At 57.2% G+C, this 21,693-nt stretch carries 25 protein-coding genes; 13 read left to right on the top strand and 12 right to left on the bottom strand.

From position 1 onward, the window contains the following. Nucleotides 1–8 precede the first annotated feature (8 nt). The 3 genes from AAZT04_RS03110 to AAZT04_RS03100 form a co-directional block, all read right to left on the bottom strand. Nucleotides 9–1,076: a fatty acid desaturase gene (locus AAZT04_RS03110; protein WP_349525982.1), complete on the bottom strand. Its 1,068-nt coding sequence runs from the start codon at nt 1,074–1,076 to the stop codon at nt 9–11. 159 nt (nt 1,077–1,235) lie between these two features. Further along, the gene (locus AAZT04_RS03105; RefSeq protein WP_434678931.1) at nt 1,236–1,622 is read right to left on the bottom strand and encodes a cell envelope integrity TolA C-terminal domain-containing protein; all 387 of its coding nucleotides are present in this window, start codon (nt 1,620–1,622) and stop codon (nt 1,236–1,238) included. 35 nt (nt 1,623–1,657) lie between these two features. Next, a complete protein-coding gene (locus AAZT04_RS03100; protein WP_116690920.1) occupies nt 1,658–2,566 on the bottom strand; it encodes a LysR family transcriptional regulator in 909 nt (302 codons plus the stop codon). 142 nt (nt 2,567–2,708) lie between these two features. Here AAZT04_RS03100 and AAZT04_RS03095 point away from each other — a divergent pair, with 142 nt between their 5' ends. Genes AAZT04_RS03095 through AAZT04_RS03085 form a run of 3 tightly spaced genes read left to right on the top strand, consistent with a single transcriptional unit; the run spans nt 2,709 to nt 5,838 of the window. Next, complete coding sequence (locus tag AAZT04_RS03095) at nt 2,709–3,353, top strand: hydrolase (protein ID WP_020825867.1); 645 nt, start codon at nt 2,709–2,711, stop codon at nt 3,351–3,353. 46 nt (nt 3,354–3,399) lie between these two features. Continuing rightward, nucleotides 3,400–3,945, top strand: a complete 546-nt coding sequence (locus AAZT04_RS03090; protein WP_115059469.1) for an antibiotic biosynthesis monooxygenase — start codon at nt 3,400–3,402, stop codon at nt 3,943–3,945. 21 nt (nt 3,946–3,966) lie between these two features. Next, complete coding sequence (locus tag AAZT04_RS03085) at nt 3,967–5,838, top strand: amidohydrolase (RefSeq protein ID WP_434678928.1); 1,872 nt, start codon at nt 3,967–3,969, stop codon at nt 5,836–5,838. A gap of 102 nt (nt 5,839–5,940) precedes the next feature. On the opposite strand, the gene AAZT04_RS03080 is transcribed toward AAZT04_RS03085, so the two are convergent. The 3 genes from AAZT04_RS03080 to AAZT04_RS03070 all read right to left on the bottom strand — a co-directional run bounded on the left by AAZT04_RS03080 (nt 5,941) and on the right by AAZT04_RS03070 (nt 8,119). Further along, nucleotides 5,941–7,071, bottom strand: coding sequence for a Gfo/Idh/MocA family protein (locus AAZT04_RS03080; protein ID WP_020825864.1), 1,131 nt, complete (start codon nt 7,069–7,071; stop codon nt 5,941–5,943). A gap of 238 nt (nt 7,072–7,309) precedes the next feature. Continuing rightward, nucleotides 7,310–7,933: a glutathione S-transferase family protein gene (locus AAZT04_RS03075; protein ID WP_261103411.1), complete on the bottom strand. Its 624-nt coding sequence runs from the start codon at nt 7,931–7,933 to the stop codon at nt 7,310–7,312. Next, nucleotides 7,934–8,119: a DUF1127 domain-containing protein gene (locus AAZT04_RS03070; protein WP_390901165.1), complete on the bottom strand. Its 186-nt coding sequence runs from the start codon at nt 8,117–8,119 to the stop codon at nt 7,934–7,936. Nucleotides 8,120–8,297: 178 nt separating this feature from the next. Here AAZT04_RS03070 and AAZT04_RS03065 point away from each other — a divergent pair, with 178 nt between their 5' ends. The 5 genes from AAZT04_RS03065 (at nt 8,298) to AAZT04_RS03045 (ending at nt 12,997) form a co-directional block, all read left to right on the top strand. Beyond that, a complete protein-coding gene (locus AAZT04_RS03065; RefSeq protein ID WP_048761448.1) occupies nt 8,298–9,752 on the top strand; it encodes a PLP-dependent aminotransferase family protein in 1,455 nt (484 codons plus the stop codon). 83 nt (nt 9,753–9,835) lie between these two features. Further along, nucleotides 9,836–10,720: an oxidoreductase gene (locus tag AAZT04_RS03060; protein ID WP_434678925.1), complete on the top strand. Its 885-nt coding sequence runs from the start codon at nt 9,836–9,838 to the stop codon at nt 10,718–10,720. 8 nt (nt 10,721–10,728) lie between these two features. Next, on the top strand, nt 10,729–11,754 hold the full coding sequence (locus AAZT04_RS03055; RefSeq protein WP_020825859.1) for an AraC family transcriptional regulator: 1,026 nt from the start codon (nt 10,729–10,731) through the stop codon (nt 11,752–11,754). Beyond that, the gene (locus AAZT04_RS03050) at nt 11,751–12,425 is read left to right on the top strand and encodes an epimerase (RefSeq protein ID WP_434678922.1); all 675 of its coding nucleotides are present in this window, start codon (nt 11,751–11,753) and stop codon (nt 12,423–12,425) included. The genes AAZT04_RS03055 and AAZT04_RS03050 overlap by 4 nt, the downstream gene beginning before the upstream one ends. 71 nt (nt 12,426–12,496) lie before the next feature. Then, on the top strand, nt 12,497–12,997 hold the full coding sequence (locus tag AAZT04_RS03045) for a DUF523 domain-containing protein (protein WP_174573934.1): 501 nt from the start codon (nt 12,497–12,499) through the stop codon (nt 12,995–12,997). Here the strand turns inward: AAZT04_RS03045 and AAZT04_RS03040 are convergent. Continuing rightward, the gene (locus tag AAZT04_RS03040; RefSeq protein WP_149573435.1) at nt 12,994–13,410 is read right to left on the bottom strand and encodes an NUDIX hydrolase; all 417 of its coding nucleotides are present in this window, start codon (nt 13,408–13,410) and stop codon (nt 12,994–12,996) included. The genes AAZT04_RS03045 and AAZT04_RS03040 overlap by 4 nt on opposite strands. Before the next feature lie 103 nt (nt 13,411–13,513). Here AAZT04_RS03040 and sseA point away from each other — a divergent pair, with 103 nt between their 5' ends. After that, nucleotides 13,514–14,359 (top strand): 3-mercaptopyruvate sulfurtransferase, encoded by an 846-nt coding sequence (gene sseA, locus AAZT04_RS03035; RefSeq protein WP_434679514.1) that lies wholly within the window; start codon nt 13,514–13,516, stop codon nt 14,357–14,359. Here sseA and AAZT04_RS03030 read toward each other — a convergent pair. Beyond that, a complete protein-coding gene (locus AAZT04_RS03030) occupies nt 14,356–15,225 on the bottom strand; it encodes a LysR substrate-binding domain-containing protein (RefSeq protein ID WP_261439856.1) in 870 nt (289 codons plus the stop codon). The genes sseA and AAZT04_RS03030 overlap by 4 nt on opposite strands. 315 nt (nt 15,226–15,540) lie before the next feature. Between AAZT04_RS03030 and AAZT04_RS03025 the strand changes: the two genes are divergently transcribed. Then, nucleotides 15,541–16,755 (top strand): FAD-dependent oxidoreductase, encoded by a 1,215-nt coding sequence (locus AAZT04_RS03025; protein WP_349525979.1) that lies wholly within the window; start codon nt 15,541–15,543, stop codon nt 16,753–16,755. A gap of 327 nt (nt 16,756–17,082) precedes the next feature. On the opposite strand, the gene AAZT04_RS03020 is transcribed toward AAZT04_RS03025, so the two are convergent. Further along, complete coding sequence (locus AAZT04_RS03020; protein ID WP_164171085.1) at nt 17,083–17,238, bottom strand: hypothetical protein; 156 nt, start codon at nt 17,236–17,238, stop codon at nt 17,083–17,085. 128 nt (nt 17,239–17,366) lie between these two features. Here AAZT04_RS03020 and AAZT04_RS03015 point away from each other — a divergent pair, with 128 nt between their 5' ends. Next, nucleotides 17,367–17,879 carry a GNAT family N-acetyltransferase gene (locus AAZT04_RS03015; protein WP_198640175.1) on the top strand — a complete coding sequence of 171 codons (513 nt, stop codon included), beginning with the start codon at nt 17,367–17,369 and terminating at the stop codon, nt 17,877–17,879. Between the two features lie 21 nt (nt 17,880–17,900). Here the strand turns inward: AAZT04_RS03015 and acpA are convergent, their stop codons facing one another. Together acpA and AAZT04_RS03005 are read right to left on the bottom strand one after the other, a co-directional pair. Further along, nucleotides 17,901–19,613, bottom strand: a complete 1,713-nt coding sequence (acpA, locus tag AAZT04_RS03010; RefSeq protein ID WP_434678918.1) for an acid phosphatase — start codon at nt 19,611–19,613, stop codon at nt 17,901–17,903. A gap of 169 nt (nt 19,614–19,782) precedes the next feature. Beyond that, nucleotides 19,783–20,295 carry a DUF2165 family protein gene (locus AAZT04_RS03005; RefSeq protein WP_130015971.1) on the bottom strand — a complete coding sequence of 171 codons (513 nt, stop codon included), beginning with the start codon at nt 20,293–20,295 and terminating at the stop codon, nt 19,783–19,785. Nucleotides 20,296–20,435: 140 nt separating this feature from the next. On the opposite strand from AAZT04_RS03005, the gene AAZT04_RS03000 reads away from it, so the two are divergent. After that, on the top strand, nt 20,436–20,699 hold the full coding sequence (locus AAZT04_RS03000; protein ID WP_046374171.1) for a type II toxin-antitoxin system ParD family antitoxin: 264 nt from the start codon (nt 20,436–20,438) through the stop codon (nt 20,697–20,699). 26 nt (nt 20,700–20,725) lie between these two features. Further along, nucleotides 20,726–20,983, top strand: a complete 258-nt coding sequence (locus tag AAZT04_RS02995) for a type II toxin-antitoxin system RelE/ParE family toxin (RefSeq protein WP_234529547.1) — start codon at nt 20,726–20,728, stop codon at nt 20,981–20,983. Nucleotides 20,984–20,992: 9 nt separating this feature from the next. Here AAZT04_RS02995 and urtE read toward each other — a convergent pair whose 3' ends face one another. After that, nucleotides 20,993–21,691, bottom strand: coding sequence for an urea ABC transporter ATP-binding subunit UrtE (urtE, locus tag AAZT04_RS02990; RefSeq protein ID WP_020825846.1), 699 nt, complete (start codon nt 21,689–21,691; stop codon nt 20,993–20,995). Between the last annotated feature and the right edge of the window lie 2 nt (nt 21,692–21,693).

The raw sequence follows: 21,693 nt of genomic DNA, 5'->3' as shown, positions 1-21,693 counted from the left end.
TTTTCCGGCTATTTGGCCAGATCGATTGGAAAATCCTGAGACGCGCGTTTCCATCGCACGATAAAAGTCTCCGCCGGCCAGGCTTCGGTTTCGCCCTGAACTTCCTTTAGCGGCTCGCCGGCGTTAAACGGATGAACCTCAACGGCGACCGGGGTAAAAGCGTATTCGCTGACCCATTGGCCATAGCCCTGCACCACAAATCCCTGGCTGCGCTGCTGGTAAGCACCGCGCTCCGCCAGATAGACCTGCCTTAAACCGTACCACGGCAAGCCGGGGAGATCATGGTGAACTAAATGATAGTTCAGATTGAGAAACAGCAGCCGCCACGGCCAAGCCGCCTCATTAATAATAGAACGTGCCTGCGGAGCTTCAACGGCTCGGTGCTCAAAAAACGATCTTATCTTGGTCAGCGCCAGCGCTGGATAGCCGATCGCCAACAGGTAAAACGCCGTGCCAATGCCATGTTGCTTCAGCCAAACCAGCACTGCCGCCAGCAGCAGCAGATGCACCAACCACATCGCCAACGTGCGCAGTTCACCGGCGGCAATCGCTTTCAGCGCATTAACCCCCGTCGCGACGATATCCAGCGCCGGACCGAACACAATCCGTCCGCTAAGCGTATTGCGCACCTTGGCCAACAGCGGAAACAATCTGGGATAACGCTGCCACTGTGTCTGACTGAAATAATAACTTTCGGGATCTTCATGCGGGTCGGTCAGATGTTCATTGCGGTGATGCTGAATATGCGAATCGCGATACAGCCCATAGGGATACCACACCGCCAGCGGCAACAGGCCAAAGAGTTGATTGATGCGAGGCCACCGCGTCGGATGGCCGTGGATCAGCTCATGCTGCAACGACATATACCAGGTGGCCAACAAAATCAGCAACGGCGTGCCAAGCCAGGGTCCCAGCGACTGCCAGTAGTGCACCACCCCAAACCAGCCGCCGTACACCGCCGCCATGATGCCCCAGGTCGGCAACTCGCATCGCCAATACCAGCGCTGGTTAAGCTTTTGAATCCAAAGGCGTTGTGCAGAATGCAAATAGTGGCTGTGGCTTTTGGCTGAGGACATGCGGCGGCTCGCTGTGGGTCATTTTCCTCAGTATCTGCGAGCAGCGCAGGCGCTCAAAATAACGAAAGCGGTAAAGCAAAGTTAAAAATCAGCTATTTATGCCGTACTTTTGATGCCCCACACAATCGCGAGCTCATCCGATGCGGTAAGCCATCGGCATCAGGGAACGAAATCCAGCACCGAGCTGTTGAATAAGGCGTATTCGGTCTGACTGGTCATTTTGGGCAGTTTGACGCGCTGTACTGCCTGACTTGCTACAGCGCAAAACTCAGCATCGCCTGCCAGTACCTTGAAGTCCTTCAGGGAGCCGTCCGGTAACAGATGAATGCTGATCGAACAGGTTTGGGATTTGTATTTGCCGAGCGTCGGCATTTCTTGCGTAATAGCACGACGCATTCTTTCCGGGTAGTTGCCCGACGGCGGCTGCACCGATGCCGCGACAGCCATCGGTTTTTCCAGCCCGGCAATCTCGGTACGGTGGTCCGTATTACAACCGGCCAGCAACGGTAACAACGCTACCAAAAGCCACATCCCTGTTCTCATCATTCTGCATCCTTGTCGTTCCGCACAATGGCGGGGCATCAAGATGCCGGGTACAGGCTCCCGGCATCGGCACACTGCTGCAAGCGTTCACGCCACCATTTGGACGCCAAACCGGCGTTATTCTCACGCCAGCCAAAATAAGCGACGTCGCTGCAGCGCTCAGATTCGACGTTTTTCGCAACCAACTCGCCACTTTTCAGGTAAGGTTCAGCCAGATAACGCGGCAAATAACCACAGCCGAGACCGCTGAGCTGCGCCCGCAACTTGGCGTCGAAACCGAACACCGTCAAGGTGTCCTGCTCCTCGAGAATATTCAGGTTCTGCGGTGCGTTCACCCTTGAGGTATCACGCACCACCACGGCTCGGTGCTGACGGATCTCTGCCTTCGGCAAAGGCTCCGGCATTGTCGCCAGCGGGTGTTGCGGCGCGACGGCAAATACGTAGTCCAACCGACCCAACTGACTAAAAGCATAGCCTACCCGCGACGGGGGTTCACAAATCGCGCCAATAATAATATCCGCACAACCATAAACCAGCGACTCCCAGGATCCCGCCAGCACCTCGTGACTAACGCGCAGCCGGGTATGGTGATTCTGCTGATAAAATTCTTCCATCAGCGGCAACAGGCGCTCAAAAGGAAACGAGGCATCGATACCGAGAGTGATCTCGCTTTCCCAGCCGTTTTCCACATAGCGAGCCTGCTGCTCCAAATCCTGTGCGGCGCGCAATAGCACCCGGCCCTTTTCCAACATCAACTTGCCGGTATCGGTGAATTTGGCGCGGTGGCCTGAGCGATCGAGCAAGGTGATGTCGAGATCGCTCTCCAGTTTTTGCACCATATAGCTCAACGCCGAAGGTGTTTTAAACAGCACGGCGGCGGCGGCCGCAAATGACCCGTGCCGATCGAGCGCATCCAGAATCAATAACGCCTCCAGGTTTAACCTCATCGCTTCCTCTCCGTGTATAAAAAAACTCAACAAGACGGCAAAAATTCTGCGCTATCTTTGAAATCAGCCCCTGCCTACCATGCGGTTTATCGACGTTACATTCACCCGTTGTTAAACCTAAGTCTTTCTGGGAAGGTAAATAATGTCTAAGTTTCAATTGCTTGATAAAGATAATTCTGCACTGATTTTCATTGACCACCAGCCGCAAATGTCTTTTGGCGTGGCCAATATTGATCGCCAGCAGCTGAAAAACAACGTGGTCGGTCTGGCGAAAGCCGGCAAGATTTTTAATGTTCCCACCCTTTTCACCTCGGTTGAAACCGAAAGTTTCAGCGGCTACATCTGGCCAGAACTGTTGGCGGTTCACCCTGAAATCACCCCGATTGAACGCACTTCGATGAACTCCTGGGAAGACGCAGCCTTCGTAAAGGCCGTTGAAGCCACCGGTCGCAAAAAGCTGGTGATTTCCGCGCTGTGGACCGAAGTCTGTCTGACTTTCCCGGCGCTGATGGCGCTCGAGGCAGGCTATGAAGTTTACGTGGTCACCGACACTTCCGGCGGTACCTCGGTGGATGCGCATGAGCGTTCCATCGACCGTATGGTGCAGGCCGGTGCCATCCCGGTAACCTGGCAGCAGGTGCTATTGGAGTATCAACGCGACTGGGCGCGCAAAGAGACTTACGACGCGGTTATGGAACTGGTGCGCGAACACAGCGGTGCTTACGGCATGGGCGTTGACTACGCTTACACCATGGTGCATCACGCCCCGGCGCGGGTGGCGAAATAAACCTTAACCCCGGCCGCGTCGCCGGGGTTTTTCTGGAGTCGGTGCTATGGCCCACCCGCAGCATGTCACGCTAGTTATCACTCACCGTTTGGCGCCGGGGCAGGAACCGGCCTACGAGGCCTGGCTGAAGCGCATTATGCCCGAAGCCGCCAACTTTGCCGGACATCTGGGCGTTAACGTGATCCGCCCCACCGGTCATGAGCAGGCCTACACCGTACTGGTCCGTTTTGACAACCTCGACAACCTGTCCCAGTGGGTGAATTCACCGCTGCGCAAACGCTACATCGAGGAAGTTTCGCCGCTGCTGCTGGAGAGCGACAGCATTGAAATTCGGCCCGGCGCAGAATTCTGGTTCACGCCGCCGAGCGCCAATACCCGCCAGCCCGCCAAGTGGAAACAATTTTTGATCACCCTGCTGGTGATTTTTCCGTCCACCAATCTGGTGCCCTGGTTTTGGGGAAACCTGTTGCCGCAGTTGAACGGCACGCTGGTCGGCCACCTGCTTAATGACGCCACCGTCGTCGCCCTGGTGGTCTTCCTCTGGATGCCGATAGTCACACGCATATTTCATCAATGGCTCACCCGCCGTTAGGCGGCCTGCCGGGAGAACATTATGAGTAATTCTGCTTCCCTGATTATCACCAACGGTAAATTTCACACCGTCGATCGCGAGGCGCCTACCGCCCAGGCGGTTGCTATCCGCGACGGCAAATTCCTCGCCGTCGGCAGTGAAAACGACGTTATGCAGCATGCAGGACCTGAAACTCAGGTGATTGACCTGCACGGCCACACCGCCGTCCCCGGCCTCAATGACTCGCACCTGCACCTGATCCGCGGCGGTCTGAACTACAATCTTGAGCTGCGTTGGGAAGGCGTGCCGTCGTTGGCCGATGCGCTGCGCATGCTGAAAGAGCAGGCACTGCATACCCCCAGCCCACAATGGGTGCGGGTGGTCGGCGGCTGGACCGAATTCCAGTTCGCGGAACGCCGCATGCCAACGCTGGACGAAATCAATCAGGCGGCGCCGGACACCCCGGTGTTTATTCTGCACCTGTACGATCGCGCTTTACTCAACCGAGCCGCGCTGAAAGTGGTGGGCTACACCAAGGACACGCCAAACCCGCCGGGGGGTGAGATCCAGCGCGATGGCAACGGCAACCCAACCGGCATGCTGATTGCCAAGCCTAATGCCATGATCCTGTATGCCACGCTGGCCAAAGGGCCCAAGCTGCCGCTTGAACAACAGGTCAATTCCACCCGTCAGTTTATGCGCGAGCTCAATCGCCTGGGCCTGACCAGCGCCATCGACGCCGGCGGCGGCTTCCAGAACTACCCCGATGACTATCAGGTGATTTCCGAACTGCACGATAAGCAGCAACTCACTCTGCGTATCGCCTATAACCTGTTCACTCAGCGACCGAAGCAGGAGCTGGAAGATTTCCAGCTGTGGACCGACATGCTGAAACCCGGTCAGGGCACCGATTTTTACCGTCATAACGGTGCCGGTGAAATGTTGGTGTTCTCCGCCGCCGACTTCGAGGATTTCCTCCAGCCGCGTCCGGATCTGCCGGAAGGTACGGAAGATGAGCTCGAGCGCGTAGTGCGCCATCTGGTCGAGCACCGCTGGCCGTTCCGCCTGCATGCCACCTATGACGAATCCATCAGCCGCATGCTGAACGTGTTCGAAAAGGTGAATCGCGATATTCCGTTCAATGGCCTGCACTGGATCTTCGACCACGCGGAAACCATCTCAGAACGTAACATCGAGCGGGTGAAAGCGCTGGGCGGCGGCATTGCCGTACAGCATCGCATGGCATTTCAGGGGGAATACTTTGCCGAACGCTACGGCAAAGAAGCCGCCAAACAGACGCCGCCGGTCGCAAAAATGCTGGCGGCCGAGTTGCCGGTAGGGTTAGGCACCGACGCCACCCGCGTGGCCAGTTATAACCCGTGGACGGCGCTGTATTGGCTGGTGTCCGGCCGTACCGTTGGCGGTATGGCGATGTACGACGACAGTGCGCGACTGGATCGCGAAACGGCCCTGATGTTGTGGACCCAGGGCAGCGCCTGGTTCTCAACCGAACAGGGTAAAAAAGGACAGATTAAGGTCGGACAGTTAGCCGATCTGGCCGTGCTGTCGCAGGATTATTTCAGCGTACCCGAGGAGCAGATCAAGGGGATTGAATCGGTGATGACGGTGGTGGACGGCAAGGTGGTGTACGCCGCCGGCAGTTTTTCACCGCTGGCACCGCCGGCAATTCCGGTACTGCCTGACTGGTCGCCGGTGACCCAGGTGCCGGGGCATTATCGCTCTGCCCCTCCTTCTGCCGCGGCCCGCGTCGGGGTGCTGAGCCAGGCGCACCAGTGTTGCGGCCCTTGCGGCGTGCACGCGCATCAGCATGACGTCGCCCGCCGTTCCAGCATTCCTGTTTCAGACGACAATGCCTTTTGGGGCGCATTCGGTTGTTCCTGCTTCGCTTTTTGATTGGCAGGCTATCACCGCAGCAAGTTATCAAGCTAATAGCTTATTAACTTATTAGCCAGTTAAGCTATGACGCTCTCAAGTTGTGAGCGTCATAGCCCTGGGTTAATCGCGATTAATTTCCAGCCAGCGCCGTTGTTCGGCGGAGGCGGCTATCGCATCCAGCACGCAAGATACTTTCCAGCCCTCTTCAAAGTCAGGCCACATGCGATCACCGGCGGCAATGCCGTTAACCAGGTCGCGGATCTCCACCGTTTTCTGATCGTTAAAACCAATGCCGTGCCCTGCGCTAATACAGAAGGCGGCGTAATCCGGATGCTTAGGGCCTACCAGCAGCGTTTTAAACCCTTGGCGCTCCGCCGGCTCATCGTGACGATACAGCTTCAGCTCCGCCATTCGCTCCTGGGTGTAACTTAACGTACCCTTGGTTCCGGTGACCACGTAGGTCAGCCCCATCTTGCGCCCGCAGGCAATGCGTGAAGTCTCGATGGTACCCATGGCGCCACCGGCAAAACGCACCAGCGCGCTGGCCTGATCCTCATTTTCAACCTGATGCATCAGCGTAGGGTCTTTCGCATCCGGGCGCTGTTTGATGATGGTCTGCATATCGCCGGAGACCGCCACAATGTCACCCACCAGGTAATGCGCCATGTTGACAATATGCGCCGCCAAATCGCCCAGCGCGCCTAACCCGGCCGTGGCCTTGCGGCAGTGCCAGTCGATAGGCGTACGCGGATCGGCGAGATAATCTTCATTGTGAGTGCCGTAAAAATGCACCACTTCGCCAATCTCGCCATTGGCGATAATTTCGCGCGCCAGCTGGCTGGTCGGGTTCTTCATATAGTTGAAACCCACCAGCGTTTTAACCCCCTTGGCGCGAGCGGCCTGCACCATTTCAGCGGCGTCTTTGGCGTCCAACGCCAGCGGTTTTTCAGAATAAACGTGTTTGCCGTGGCGAATCGCTTCCAGCGCCATCTCCTTATGCAGGAAATTCGGCGCGCAGATATCCACCACATCAATAGCCGGATCGGCCACCAGCTGGCGCCAGTCGGCGGTCGAACGAGAGAAACCAAATTCCGCAGCGCGCTGCTGCGCCAGCTCCGGCGTCACTTCCGCCAGCATTTCCAACACCAGTTCCCCCTTCAGTGGAAATACCGTGGCAGCCTGCGCATAAGCAATAGCGTGGCAGCGCCCAATGTAGCCAGTGCCAATCAAACCAACGCGTACCTGTTTCATCACCCTCTCCCGTTGCCTGTATCCGTAATCTGGTCAGCGCGCCACTCAATGAAACGCACCGTCTGTGATACGGTTATATGAAATATAAATTTCAATAACAAGCAAAGAGAAAAATAAAACTCATATCCGTGATGCCGTTCATGAAACCTTGCAGACGGGAATGTAACGAGGCCGCCTCGAGGGTACGCTGCGTCTTCTGGCCAAAGATGTCAGGCCAAAATGAATATTTTATTTCATATCACGGCAACCCGTTGGCACCATACAGCAAGAAACCCGGCCGCTGTTGCAGCCGTTGCAAATACCCTTGTAACCCTGGGTAATCCGGGCGCGAGAAAGGCGTCATCAGCCAACGATTGAGCGACAGCCCAATGACCACATCCGCCAGGCTAAAGGTCGTGCCAGCAATATAAGCATTCCCCTGCGCCAAATGCTGTTCGAGCATGCCCATTAACCTGTTCCACTCCCGCTCCGCCGCTGCCAGTCGCTCCTGATCCTGGTAGGCGGCATCCTGGCGAACTCGCGACATGAAAACATAGCGCCAGGCGTTGTTGAGATCGGTGGCCTGCCAGTCCATCCACATTTCTACCGCTGCCCGTGCGCCCGGTTCTGTCGGCAACAGATCCTGACGCCCTTCCCGGCCCGCCAGGTAACGACAAATCGTGTTGGATTCCCACAGCACCCGATCGCCGTCAATCAATACCGGCACCAGGCCATTGGGGTTGAGGGCCAAAAACTCCGGTGTTTGCGTGGATCGAAAACCACTGCCCCAGTCTTCTCTGGACAGCGGCAACGCCAGTTCATGGCTGGTCCACAATACTTTGCGCACATTGATCGACGAGGCCTTACCCAACAATTTCAACATTTATGTTCTCCAAAAAGGCTTGCGCCCTTCTTGCATTGCCTGCGCGCGCGACAGACCAATGTCCGCCAGTTGAACATCGTCCAACTGCAACAAAGATCTACGGGTGCGATAACGCTGCAGGTACAACTGCCAAAGTGGAAATCTCGCCCGGTGCTGTACCGGTTCGCCCTCAACAGAAATGCTCATCACAGGTCCTCTTTCGGTTTGGCCACGAAACCTATGATGCTGATCGAGCGAAAAACAATACAGATTCAGGGCGTTGATATTTTTTCCATACAAAAGCTGTCTCTGCCTATCTGAATGGTCTAATTTAATCTCATCTGTACCGGTTTTTTCCTCAACCACTCTCACTTTGGGTATCTGTATGACACGCTACGCCACCCTGGCCGCGCTCCTTAGCCAACGCATCGAACAGGGGCTCTATCCGGCCGGCGATCGTCTGCCGTCGGTGCGCGCCCTAAGCCTGGAACACGGCGTCAGCATCAGCACGGTGCAACAGGCCTATCGCCTGCTGGAAGAGAGCCAACTGGTGGAAGCGCGCCCCAAATCCGGCTATTTCGTACAAAGGCGCCGCACTCTGGCCGAGCTTCCCGCCGTCACCCGTCCGGTGCAACGACCGGTAGATATTTCGCAGTGGGAGCAGGTACTGGAACTGATCCGTAATAAACCACGCGAAGATGTGATCCAGCTCGGCCGTGGCATGCCGGATATCAGCGAACCTACGCTGAAACCGTTGACCAAAGCGCTGGGCACCCTGGGCCGTCACGGCGATCTGCGCAGCCTGCTCTACGACAGTATTCAAGGCGTTATCGGCTTGCGTGAACAAATCGCCCGGCTGCTGCTGGACTCCGGTTGCCAGATTAGCGCCGACCAGTTGGTGATCACCACCGGCTGCCACGAGGCGTTGTTCACCGGCCTGCGCGCCGTCTGCCAGCCGGGGGATATCGTGGCGGTAGACTCCCCCTGCTTTCACGGCACCATGCAAACGCTGAAAGGGTTGGGCATGAAGGCGTTGGAAATCCCTACCGATCCGCTGACCGGGATCAGCCTGGAGGCGCTGGAACTGGCGCTGGAGCAGTGGCCGGTGAAAACCATTCTGTTGACGCCCAACTGCAATAACCCCTTGGGTTACATTATGCCGGAGGAGCGCAAACAGCGTTTGCTGACGCTGGCGCAGCGCTACGATGTGACGATCATCGAAGACGACGTATACGGTGATATCGCCTACCAATACCCAAGGCCTCGCACCATCAAATCCTTCGATGAAGACGGCCGGGTATTGCTGTGCAGCTCGTTCTCCAAAACGCTGGCCCCCGGCCTGCGCATCGGTTGGATTGCCCCAGGGCGTTATCTGGAGCGCGTGTTGCACATGAAATATATCGGCACCGGCTCTACCGCGACCCAGCCACAGCTGGCGATTGCCGAATTCATCCGCCACGGCCACTATCTGCAACATTTGCGGCGCATGCGTACCCGCTACCAGCAGAACCGGGACGTGATGACCGGATGGATTATGAAGTACTTCCCGCCCGGTACCCGTGTTAGCCAACCGCGCGGCGGCTTTATGCTGTGGATTGAGCTGGATGAAGCGTTTGATACCCTGCGGCTAAATCGCCATTTGGAACAACAGGGTGTGCAGATCGCCGTCGGCAGCATTTTTTCCGCCTCCGGTAAATACCGTAACTGCCTGCGTATCAACTATGCGCCCAAGCTGACGCCAGAGATTGAACAAGCGGTGCAACGGGTTGGCGAGACCATTCAAATGCTGATGCTGGCGCACGCCCCAGAGCGCGACATCACATTGGCGCGATCGGATTAAACTCTGGCGCAATCGGATTATCCGCATGTGGACGAACCTTCTAGAGTAGAACCTCTTCAACAAGCAGGTACAGGAAGGTGGTTATGTCTCAGTCTCAGGTATGGTTAATTACCGGCAGTTCACGCGGTTTGGGCCAGCAGTTGGCGCAGGCTGTATTGGCCGCCGGCCACCGTCTGGTCGCGACCGCACGCCAGCCACAGCAGTTACAGTCGCTGGTGGAACAGTACGGTGAGCAAGTGGTCACCGTGGCGCTGGACGTTACTGACGCCGTGGCCGCCAAACGTGCGGTACAGACAGCAATAGACAGCTTCGGCCGACTGGATGTGGTGGTCAACAATGCCGGCTATGGCAACATCGCGCCGGTGGAAGATGCCGATGAAGCCGATTTCCGCGCCCAGGTCGATACCAATTTCTATGGCGTTTTTAACGTCACCCGCGCGGCGCTACCGGTGCTGCGTCAACAGGGCAGCGGCCATATCATTCAGATCTCCACCATAGGCGCACGCCTTGGCGTACCGGGTCTGAGCGCTTACCACACCGCCAAGTGGGCGGTCGAAGGCTTCTCCGAATCGCTGGCAAAAGAAATTGCGCCCTTCGGCGTGAAGGTGACCCTGGTTGAACCCGGCGGTTTCCGCACCGACTGGGCCGGCTCATCAATGACCATCGCCCCTGTCAGCGCCGCTTATCAGGCAACGCTTGGGCCCATGCTAGACTACTTGCAACAGCATAACGGCAACCAACCCGGCGACCCGGCCAAGGCCGCGCAGGTTATCTTGCAGATCGCCGAGATGGATGAACCCCCGCTGCGCCTGTTACTCGGCAGCGATGCGGTATTTATCGCCGGACAGGTGCAGGCCGAACGGGAAGCGGCGGATGCCAAATTCCGTTACCTCAGCCTGAGCACCGACCGGGACGATAGCCAAGCGGATCACGAAACCATGGCGGCGTTAGTGGCCGGCAAATCATAAGGAACACCATGAGCAGCGATCAAATCCCGGTCTCCAGCGCCTTAGCCATTCGTCTCAAAGCGCTGGGGGTGGATATTGAAAAGCTTGGTCAACTGGCCGGCCTCCCCAGCGGGCTGCTCAGCCACGGGCGCGAAAAGGTCAAGCTTTCCACCAGGCAGTTCTTTGATATTTGGCAGGCGCTCCCGCGCCTGACCGATGATACGGCCTTTGGTCTTCGCCTCGGCAGTGACGTCGCACCGGAGCATTACGATATCGCTTCGGTCGCGGCGCTGCATTCGGCGACGCTGGGGGAGGCCTTGCAAAAAGTCGCCCGCTACAAGCGGTTGGTGTGTCCCGAAGAACTGACGCTGACGGAAGACGGCGAGGCCGTGCGGTTGCACACCCGTTGGACCATGGCCGAAGGTCATGCCCCTGAACTGTTGGTGGACGCCATGTTTGCGTCCATCACCACTCTGTGCCGTCGTGGCACCGGCCTGGCTATTCAACCGAGGGCGATTGAACTGACGCGGCACCACGATCCCGCTTCGCCGTTGCTGCGCCATTTTAGCTGTCCGATCCGCTTCGACGCCCCGTTGGACGTGTTGATATTTGATCGTGCGCTGATGCAGCAGCCCTTTATCACCTATAACCAGGACATGCTGGCCGTGCTGCTGCCTGGGCTGGAAGCCGAGTTAGCCAAGGTCGAGCAGGACGACAGTTTGCCCGCACGGGTGATGGCAATCCTCACCCGTAGCATGCGCGGACAACGACCCAGCGTGAACAGCGTGGCTGCCGAGCTGTACCTCAGCCCACGCACCCTGCAGCGTCGTCTGCAACAGCACGGCTACAGCTATCAGCAACTGTTGGATAAAACCCGCCACCGTACGGCCTGTCATCTGCTGTCGGATACCGATCTGGAGCCCGGTGAAATTGCCTTCGTGCTCGGGTTCGAAGAACTGAATTCATTTAGCCGCGCCTTTATGCAATGGGAATCACAAACGCCGAACCGCTGGCGTCATCAACGCATCGCCGGGCGTCAGGAGAACAGGTTATGAAAGTGATAATATTCGGTGCCAGCGGCATGGTCGGGCAAGGCGCACTGCGCGAATGTCTGCTCGATCCGCAGGTGACGGAAGTGCTGAGCATCGGCCGCAGTGAACTGGCGCAAAGCGATGCCAAGCTCCGCCAACTGACGTTGCCCGATCTGAGTGATTTGTCCGCCCTGGAGACTCAGCTCAGCGATTATGACGCCTGCTTCTTCTGCCTAGGCGTATCTTCCGCCGGCATGAGCGAAGCACGCTACCGTGCCCTGACCTACGATCTGACGCTGGCTGCGGGCCGCCCGCTGGCGCGGTTAAACCCGAACATGGTCTTTATTTACGTCTCCGGCGTCGGCACCGACAGCAGCGAACAAGGCCGCAGCATGTGGGCACGGGTCAAGGGCGCAACCGAAAATGCCTTGTTGGCGCTGCCGTTCCATGCGGTGATGTTCCGCCCGGGCGTTATCGTGCCGCTGCACGGCATCCGCTCCCGAACCCGGCTTTATGATCTGCTGTACCGGCTTTTTAAACCGCTGTGGTTTGGCGCCCAACGGCTGTTCCCCAATCAGGTCACCACCACCGAACGTATCGGACTGGCAATGTTGGCCGTGGCACGGCGCGAGACAGACTTGCGCATCCTTGAACCGGTGGAGATTAACCGTTTGGCCCTGCCCTCGGCGGGTTGATTCTGCTATGTTAAAGCCGCGCGCGTGGGCCACCTGTGCCACGCTTTCGCCACTGCGACAGAGACAGACCCATGCCGTCAAAAATTTTATTCAGCGCCTGCCTGGCCGGTTTTAAAGTTCGCTATAACGGTTCCGATAAACCATTGCCCCATCTCACCCTGCTGCGCTGGCAGCGCGAAGGCCGTTTAGTGGTTTGCTGCCCGGAACTGGCCGCCGGCTTCTCCACGCCACGTCCCTCAGCAGAAATCACCCCGGCCGCCGAAGGGGCCACGGTGCTCGCGCAACGGGCTCGGGTTATGGAGATCAGCGGCGGTGACGTCACCGACAGTTACCTGCTTGGCGCCCATCTGGCGCTGGAAATCGCACGGCGCCACGGGTGCCGCTTTGCCCTGCTCACCGACGGCAGCCCGTCCTGCGGCAGCCAATTTATCTACGACGGTTCTTTCAGCGGCCAGACCAAACCCGGCAGCGGCGTCACCGCCGAACTGCTGCGTCAAAATGGCATTGAGGTCTTTTCCGACCGTCAGTTGGAGGCGCTGATCGCCCGGGTGGAGGCCGAGGAGCTACCCTAACGCTGCAGGTGCTCCGCCAGCCGCTGTTGAAGATGGGAGATCCCCTGCGGGTGATGGATAAAGCGGTCGAGTGTCATCATCTGCCAGCGCTGCCCTTCATCGCCAAAGCGAATGGCGGCAATCTGCTGCGGGGTGATTTCGCCCAGCATAAACCAGGTCGGTGGATAGCCAGCGAAAATCCCCTCGTAGCGCTGCTGGTGAAGAACCTGTCCCGCGGCAATCCGCAGGCCGAACTCTTCCTGGGTTTCCCGCTGCACGCATTGCAGCGGCGTTTCGTCGTTTTCGCGCCCGCCACCGGGCAGATCCCAGCAGCCAGGCCAGGGAATGTCGGGCTTGTCGTCTCGCTGATAGGTCAGCACGCTGTTGCCGCATAACAGCGCGATTTTCGCGCCGCCAAAATGCTTATCCGTCATCCCGCTAGGCTCCCGTTTTCGCCATTGAGCTAACATCTTACCTCATCGGAGTGCGCGCTGGTGTATAGTGAAAAACCGTTTTCACCACAGGCGAACAATGACGATGAACTCTCCGTTTCTGGTTACCCCCCAATGGCTTGCACAACATATCAACGATGAAAATCTGGTCGTGGTCGATGTCAGAATGTCACCGGTCGGCCTGGTACCGAAAAAAGATATGCTTGCCGAATTTGAACGCGGTCATATCCCGGGCGCGGTGTACTTCGATATCGATGACGTCGCGGATAAAAACACCGATCTGCCGCATATGCTGCCCACGGCGGAAGCCTTCAGCGCGGCAGCAGGCAAGTTGGGCATTAGCGATCAACACACCATTGTGTTCTATGACGAGGGCAATCAGTTCTCTGCCCCACGCGGCTGGTGGACCTTCCGTAACTTTGGCGCGCAGCAGGTTTATGTGCTGGACGAAGGCCTCAACGGCTGGACTGCGCTGGGCCAACCGCTGGAAACCGGCGCAACGCAACGCACGCAGCAAACCTTCAACGCCCGCTTCAATGCAGACGCGGTAGTCACTATGCAGCAGGTGGAACAGGCGCTGAACACGCAGGTGCAGATCCTCGACGCACGCGCCGCGCCGCGTTTTTACGCTGAAGCCCCAGAGCCGCGCCCTGGCCTGCACCGTGGCCATATTCCCGGCAGCATCAATATTCCTTACGGCGAACTGCTGGAAAACGGCCGCTTCAAATCGCTGGAAGCCTTCAAGAAAACCTTCAGCGACAAGGGCGTCGATCTCAACGGGCCAATCATCACCAGCTGTGGCTCCGGGGTAACTGCGGCAGTGCTGGCTTTTGGCCTGCTTTCCCTCGATGCAAAACAGGTGAAACTGTATGACGGCGCCTGGACCGAATGGGGTGCGCTGAGCGGCAATCAGCCGATCGAGCAGGACTAGTTTTTGATTCTGTCGGCCACGATTTGCGCCAACCGCTGAATGGCCGCCGTTGGAGTTTCTTGTGCGCGATGCAACACCACGCCAAGCGGGCTTAACGCCGGTAACATGCCGGGCGGCAGAAGGGATAATCCCGACGGCAGCCCGGCATCGGTGCGTACCGTCACTCCCAGCCCGGCGCTGACGGCGGCCCATACGCCATTCAGGCTACGGCTGGTAAAGGCGACACGCCACGCAATCCCGGCGCGATCCAATGCCTGCGTCGCCGCACTGCGCATCAGGCAAGGGGCGTCGAACATCACCAGCGGCAGCGGTTCATGCCCACTGCGCCAAAGCGACAGATCAAAATCAGGCGAGGCGATCCAGTGCATGTGCCTTTGCCCCAGCGCCTGGTGAAATGGCGTGCTGATGCCCCCGTCCCACGCCAACGACAAATCCAGCTCCCCTTTCAATACCCAGTCGATCAGCTCGGCATTGCGGGCGATCCGCGCTTCGATGCGCACACGCGGATGCGCGCGAGTGAAACTGCCCAACACCTGCGGCAAAAAGGTTTCCCCGAAGTCCTCCTGTAACCCCAAGCGTACCCGGCCATGCAAATCCAGCCCGCGCACCGCCGCGGCGGCCTCATCGTTCAGCTCCAGCAGCCGGCGGGCGTAGCCCAGCAATGTCTCGCCGGCCTCGGTCATCACCATGTTGCGCCCGGCCTTGCGCAGAATCGGGGTGCCAACCTGTTGCTCCAGCTTTTTCAGGTGTGCGCTGACCGCCGAGGTTGAGCGCCCCAGCCGCTCCGCCGCTTTAGCGAAACTGCCCAACTCAATACCGGTAACGTAGCTGCGCAGATCTTCGAGATCAAAGGTGACACGCCCCATACTGACCGTCCCGTTTTTAAGAACCATTAATCAAAATAATACCGATTTATGGATAAACATGGCGCGTCAGGCATCGCGGGTCAACCGCTTTCAGCAAGGCGTTCGGGAATACGCTTCCCCCTGCCCGCCGGTGACGACGGGCTGCCATTCAGCATGAGGTAAAGCCTGACGCCAGGCGAGCACGGGTAAAAATCGGTTTTCACTCTTTGACCACACAGTGCCACGGGTTGACAGCCTTATTTGATATTGATAATCATTATCACAATAAAGTTTTCAATAACGATTTGCAGGATGCGACTCGTTGAGGTCACCGCTATGCCACAGTCCCTGATCACGCCTTATGTCACCCGTTGCTGTATCGTTGGCGGCGGCCCCGCCGGGCTGATGCTCGGCTATTTGTTGGCTCGGGCTGGCATTAACGTGACGGTGCTGGAAAAACATGCCGATTTTCTGCGAGATTTTCGCGGCGATACCATTCACCCCTCGACGCTGGAAATCATGCACCAGCTTGGCCTGCTGGAAGCATTGCTGGCTCTGCCACACCAGCGTGCGGAAACGCTGCATGCCGAGATCGCCGGGCGTGACATTCGGCTGGCAGACTTCACACGCTTGCCAACCCGCTGCAAATTTATCGCCTTTATGCCGCAATGGGAGTTTCTCAACTTTCTGGCAGAAAAGGCCGCCGCCTTTCCCGAATTCACACTGATCAAGTCCGCGCAGGTGCACCAGCTGTTGTACGATCGCGGCCAGGTCTGCGGCGTGCTGGCGGACACGCCGCAAGGGCCGATCCGCGTTCGCTGCCAGTTGGTGATAGGTACCGACGGACGCAACTCGGTGGTGCGTGAACAGGCTTCTCTCAGCAGCCACAGTTTTGGCTCACCGCGCGACGTGTTGTGGATGAAAATCGATAAACAGGAAGGCGATCCGGCCTGGTCGATGGGCCACACCGGGCCAAAGCAAAACTTCATCATGATCGACCGGGGTGAATACTGGCAGTGTGGCTATTCGATCGACAAAGGCAGCTTCGAGGCGATCCAACAAGACGGGCTGGAGAATTTTTTACTGCAGATTGCCGAGGTGGCACCGTTCCAGGATCATCGCCTGCAAACGATCGTCAGTTGGCAACAGGTGAAGCTGCTCAGCATCCGCATCGATCGTCTGGATCAGTGGGCCAAGCCGGGCGTGCTGTGCATTGGCGATGCCGCGCACGCCATGTCACCCATCGGTGGCGTTGGGGTGAATCTGGCGATTCAGGATGCAGTCGCGACCGCCAACGCGATCATTCCCCCGCTGCGCAGCCAGCGCTTGCAGCTAAAACACCTGCAGCAGGTACAGCGACGCCGCAACTTCCCCACCAAAGCCACTCAGTTCCTGCAAATCAAAATGAGCCAGCGCAGGCCGAAAAAACGCCGTGCCGGCGAGAGCTCCAAACTGATGGCCCGGGTAGGCAATAGCCGTTGGTTGCCACATTTGTTTGGCCGGATTATCGGTCTGGGATTCAGGCGCGAGACGCCGAAACATTTGGACTGATCGGGCTCAGTCAGGATCAGGAAGAAGAGAGGAAGAGAGGAAGAGAGGAAAAGCGCTAAACCGATAATATTGGCGTGCTCAACCCCCCTCCAGAAGCGTCATCCCCATGCGATCGGCCAGTTCGAATAGATGTATTAAAACGCTTTTATCTGTTACTGATACCGTGCTAACAGCAATAGATAACTCGTTTCCATTAAAGCGTCAGGTTCACTGGCTTCGCTTTCAATGTCGACTGCAGCTACCGGAACCTTCACTCCAGCAGACTTTGTCACCCTATCCCACGCAATCTCCAGCATTTGCATCGCCGTATTCGGATCCACCGCGGAGTCACGTCAGTTTTTTACGCAAAGCGTTATTACCGACGTGACTCTGGCCTTGGGGTTGATGAGCATCGGGATCGATTTCAACTACCAGGAATCGCGCCGAACCTTTACTTGGCTTAAGATGCTGTAGCTGATCGGCAGTGAGCATCTGCATGGCCATGGATATCCCTGTCGACGATGGGTGTGTTGTTTCTCGGTCATACTCCCTCCGGTATGCGGATATTGAGTATGCGCTGGATTGCCTAAATCCTCGCCAACGGCCCTGTTCCTATCCATCAAGAGGTTTACATGTTCAGTATTCGCCAGGCTTTACGCCATGATTTAGCGCTAGTTCGTGACGTCGGTATTCGTACTTATCAGGCCCATTTTGGCGAACTTTGGCACCATAAAGCGGAATTGGATGCTTTTTTGGCTCAGGACTTTGCGGTCGAAGCCCTGGAGCAGACCCTGCAGGATCCGGACGTGTGCTGGCTATTGGGCTATGAAGACGAGCGTCTGGTGGGCTATGCACGGCTGAACTTCAACAGCCTGCTGGCGCCCACTCAACAGACGGGCGCAGAACTGCAGAAAATCTATTTCCTGCCGGAATATGCCGGCCAGGGTTACGGCCAGCGTTTTTTTGAACAGGTACAGCAGCGGGCACTCGAACGCCAGCAGACAACGCTGTGGCTGGAGGTGCTAAAGCGCAACACCAGCGCCCAGCGTTTTTACCAACGTCAGGGGCTGAGCATTTGCGGCGAGACCTGCTACACCAGCGCCCAAGGTTCCATCGGCATCTGGTATATGTCGAAAGCGCTGTAACTCCAGCGCTCAAGCATGAGATTACCCCGGAAACTCCAACGTGCCGGTCAGATCCCCCAAGGGTTTCTGGCCACGCGTCGCCATTGCCTTATCGCGATCTGCCAGCCCTTCCAGCGTTGGCAAATCAAACACCCGACTGATGAGTCGCAAGATGGATCCGGTATCGTACACTTGGTGATCGACATATCCCTTACGGGCGAACGGTGAGATCACCAACGCTGGAATGCGCGAGCCAGGTCCCCAACGATCCCCCTGCGGCGGTGCAACGTGATCCCACCAGCCGCCGTTTTCATCGAAGGTAATGACCACCACGCTGTTATCCCACTGCGGGCCATTACGCAGGCTATTGATAATATGGGAAATATGACGGTCGCCGGCTTCGACATCCGAATAGCCGGCGTGCATATTGAGGTTGCCCTGTGGCTTGTAGAAAGCGACCGGCGGCAAGGTGCCCGCTTCCACTGCAGCCAGGAATTTATTGCCGGCGGTTGAATCGCCAATGCCGCCATCACGTAAATGAGCTTCGCGCGCCTGCGGGTTGGCCGGCCCCAGATTTTCAAAGTAATTGAACGGTTGATGATGATACTGAAAATCCGGTGCGCCGGGGAAATCACCCTGATCTTTGCGGTTGTCCAGCGCGTACTGCCAACCACCGGCGTACCAGGCCCAATCGATCCCTTTCTGGCTGAGCAAATCACCAATGTGCGGGTGTTTCTGTGGCGGCATAACGTTGGGCATGGTGGCATCCGCCAACGTCGGATCTTTCTCATCCTGCGTCCATGACGGCCAGTACGGTGGCGCCATGGTATTGACCGCGTAACCATCCGGCGTCAGCAGGCTTTTGCCGAACAGCGGAATGCCGAATGAAGCGCTGACCGGCGAATCGCTCAGCGGCTTTAAACGCCAGTCCGTCACGTCGTCGCTTTCAAGCTGAGCAATGCCGTCTTTGGCGACAGAATTTTGCACGTCGGGGTAGAACGGCGGGCGGGCGCAAATCAGATACTGATGATTGAGGAACGAGCCGCCAAACGCCCCCTGGAAGAAGTTATCGCACAGGGTAAATTCCTGCGCCAACGTCCATAGCCGCAGGTTGTATGCGCCGTCGCCGTAATAGCCCATGGTCAGAGCACCGGAATCGGCCCAGGCGACGAATTTGTCATTTTTGCCGCCGTTGATCTGCATCTGGTTCTGATAAAACACGTGCCACAAATCACGAGTTACCACGCCATGCGGCAGGTTTTCGCCCTGCGGCCCGGCCAGCACAAACGGCTGGTTCGGCAGTTGAGTGGTAAAAACCGCATCTTCGTCGATTTTGTAGTTAACATGCCCGACTTCCTGAGCCTTCGGCACCAGGCCTTTCCAGATCGGCGGCAGCGTATCCAGCAGTTGACCATCGCGATCGCGCTGCTGGTACTCCTCCGGCTTGAGCGCCGACAGCGGTTTTTCTACCCCGGGGAAATTGGCGAACAGGTTGTTGAAGCTGCGGTTTTCGGCGTAAATCACCACCACATTCTTCACATAGCGCCGCAGCAACGAGTTTTGCGCACTTTGCGGCAAAGCGTTTAGCAGCACTTTTTTGTTCCCCTCCGCCGCGGCTCCGGCCAAGGGGGCAATAGAGGCGCCAACGCCCAATGCCGTCGCCCCCGCCAAAAAGCGGCGACGCGCCGGGTTGCTCGGTTGCTGCTGTTGATCCTGCGCCGACGGCGGCAAATCATTCTGTGGTTTATCGCTCATGTCTGTCCCCTTAAAAAATTTAACCTGTTGATTTATTATCAATTTATTTAAGAGTCATTATGCTATGGCACAATTATGAACGAAATGTGACAGACTGCGGCAGGTTAGCATTTGGCAACACTTTCGCGAACTTCGCCGCAGTTTTATCAAAATGCCGCCCCCTCAGCGCCTATCGCGAGTCCCGTTGCAGCATCAACAACATCAGCGCCAGCGTATTGGGCACCATATACAGTAAGGCACCCAGCTGCACCGCCAGCGGATCCTCCTTGGCCTGCCAGGCCATAAACCAGTCGCCGGCGACCACCATAAAACCGATCCCCCATACTGTAATCGCACATAGCGCACCCAGCATGGCCCAGGCTTTGCCTCTGGCGAACGTCGCATAAGAGTGACCCATATGTTTCACCATCAACACTATGCCCAAGGTTGCCGCGATCCCGGCCAGAGATTCCAGCAGGGTAATAAACGCCAACCCGACCATTCCGGCCCAGGGCGCGGTGATGGCACGCCACATCAGACCGGGCACCTGATAGGTATTTTGCATAGTTAGCAGGGGCCCCACGGCATGCCGGGCGGTATTGGCAAAATCCGCAGTATTGTTCAGCAGGCTGAAAATCCCCCACAGGGCCGGGAACAGTGACAGGACGATACAAGACAGGCGTGAGATATTGATTTCGTTCATAATTATCCTTAATTATTTTAGGTGTATCCCCGATTATCCAAACGGACCGAGGTTTGCAGTCGGTCAGTTCCTGGAGTATCTTAGCAACTATATTGTAAGAACAAATCTTACAAAAGAGACATAATTGATGGAGGCGCACAATGGGCAGAACGTTAACGGTAGACCTGGGTGAAGAACTGCGTGGGTTTGTCGAAGGCCTGGTCGCCAGCGGCGACTACCGTACCCCAAGTGAGGTCATCCGCGAATCGGTACGTACCCTGCGCGAACGTACAGCTGCATCAAAACTGGAAGAACTGCGCCGCTTGATCGCCGAAGGTGAAAATAGTGGCGATGCCCAAGAGTGGGATCGAGATGTGTTCATGGAAAGAATACGGAGTAAAACAAAAGGATGCGGAGAAAAATAGTCGTCCGCCCAAAAGCGCTGGATGACATGGAAAGTATTTATTTCTATGGCCTGGAGCGGTATGGATTACAAGCCGCCGAAGACTACCTTAACCATATTCATAAGGCATTTGATAATCTTAGCCATTCTCAGCTTGGCAGAAACGTAGCCTTGATTGCACAAGATCTCTGCGTTCTGCCAGCCGCTGGGCATCTCATTTATTTTCGTGAAGATATCCATTGGGTAAGAATCATCAGGGTTTTGCATCACTCCCAGGATCCCACCCGCACGCAATTTATTGGGTAATCCCCACGTTTATATCGCCACCAGCCCGCGTACGCCGTCCTGCTCCATCGCGCTGCCTGCCCCGCGCTGAATGATGCTGCCACGCGACATCACGAGATAGCTGTCTGCCAATTCGGCGGCAAAATCATAGAACTGCTCTACCAGCAGGATCGCCATATCGCCACCTGCTGCCAACTGCTTGATCACAGCGCCGATCTCTTTGATCACCGAAGGTTGGATCCCCTCGGTCGGCTCGTCGAGGATCAACAACTGCGGCCGACAGGCCAGCGCACGCCCAATCGCTAACTGCTGTTGCTGCCCGCCAGAGAGATCGCCACCACGCCGATCTTTCATCTGCAACAGGACAGGGAATAACTCATAAATATGCTCCGGCACCTTACGTGCCTCGGTGCCGGAAAAACGCGCCAGCCCCATCAGCAAGTTTTCCTCTACCGTCAGCCGCGGGAAAATCTCTCGCCCCTGCGGCACATAGGCGATCCCCGCTTGTACACGCTGGTGCGGTTTTTTGCCGTTAAGGGCCGTTCCCTGCCAACTGAGGGTGCCGCTTTTAACCGGGATCAGCCCCATCAGGCATTTCAGCAGCGTGGTTTTCCCCACGCCGTTGCGCCCCAGCAGGCAAGTCACCTCACCGATGCGGGCCTCAAACGACAGGCCGCGTAAAATATGGCTGCCGCCGTAGTATTGATTCAGCTCGTTAACCTGCAACATAG

The organism is Serratia sp. Je.1.23.a (assembly GCF_051129805.1).
Lineage (GTDB): Bacteria > Pseudomonadota > Gammaproteobacteria > Enterobacterales > Enterobacteriaceae > Serratia > Serratia liquefaciens.
This window is presented reverse-complemented; position numbering and strand designations above follow the sequence as displayed.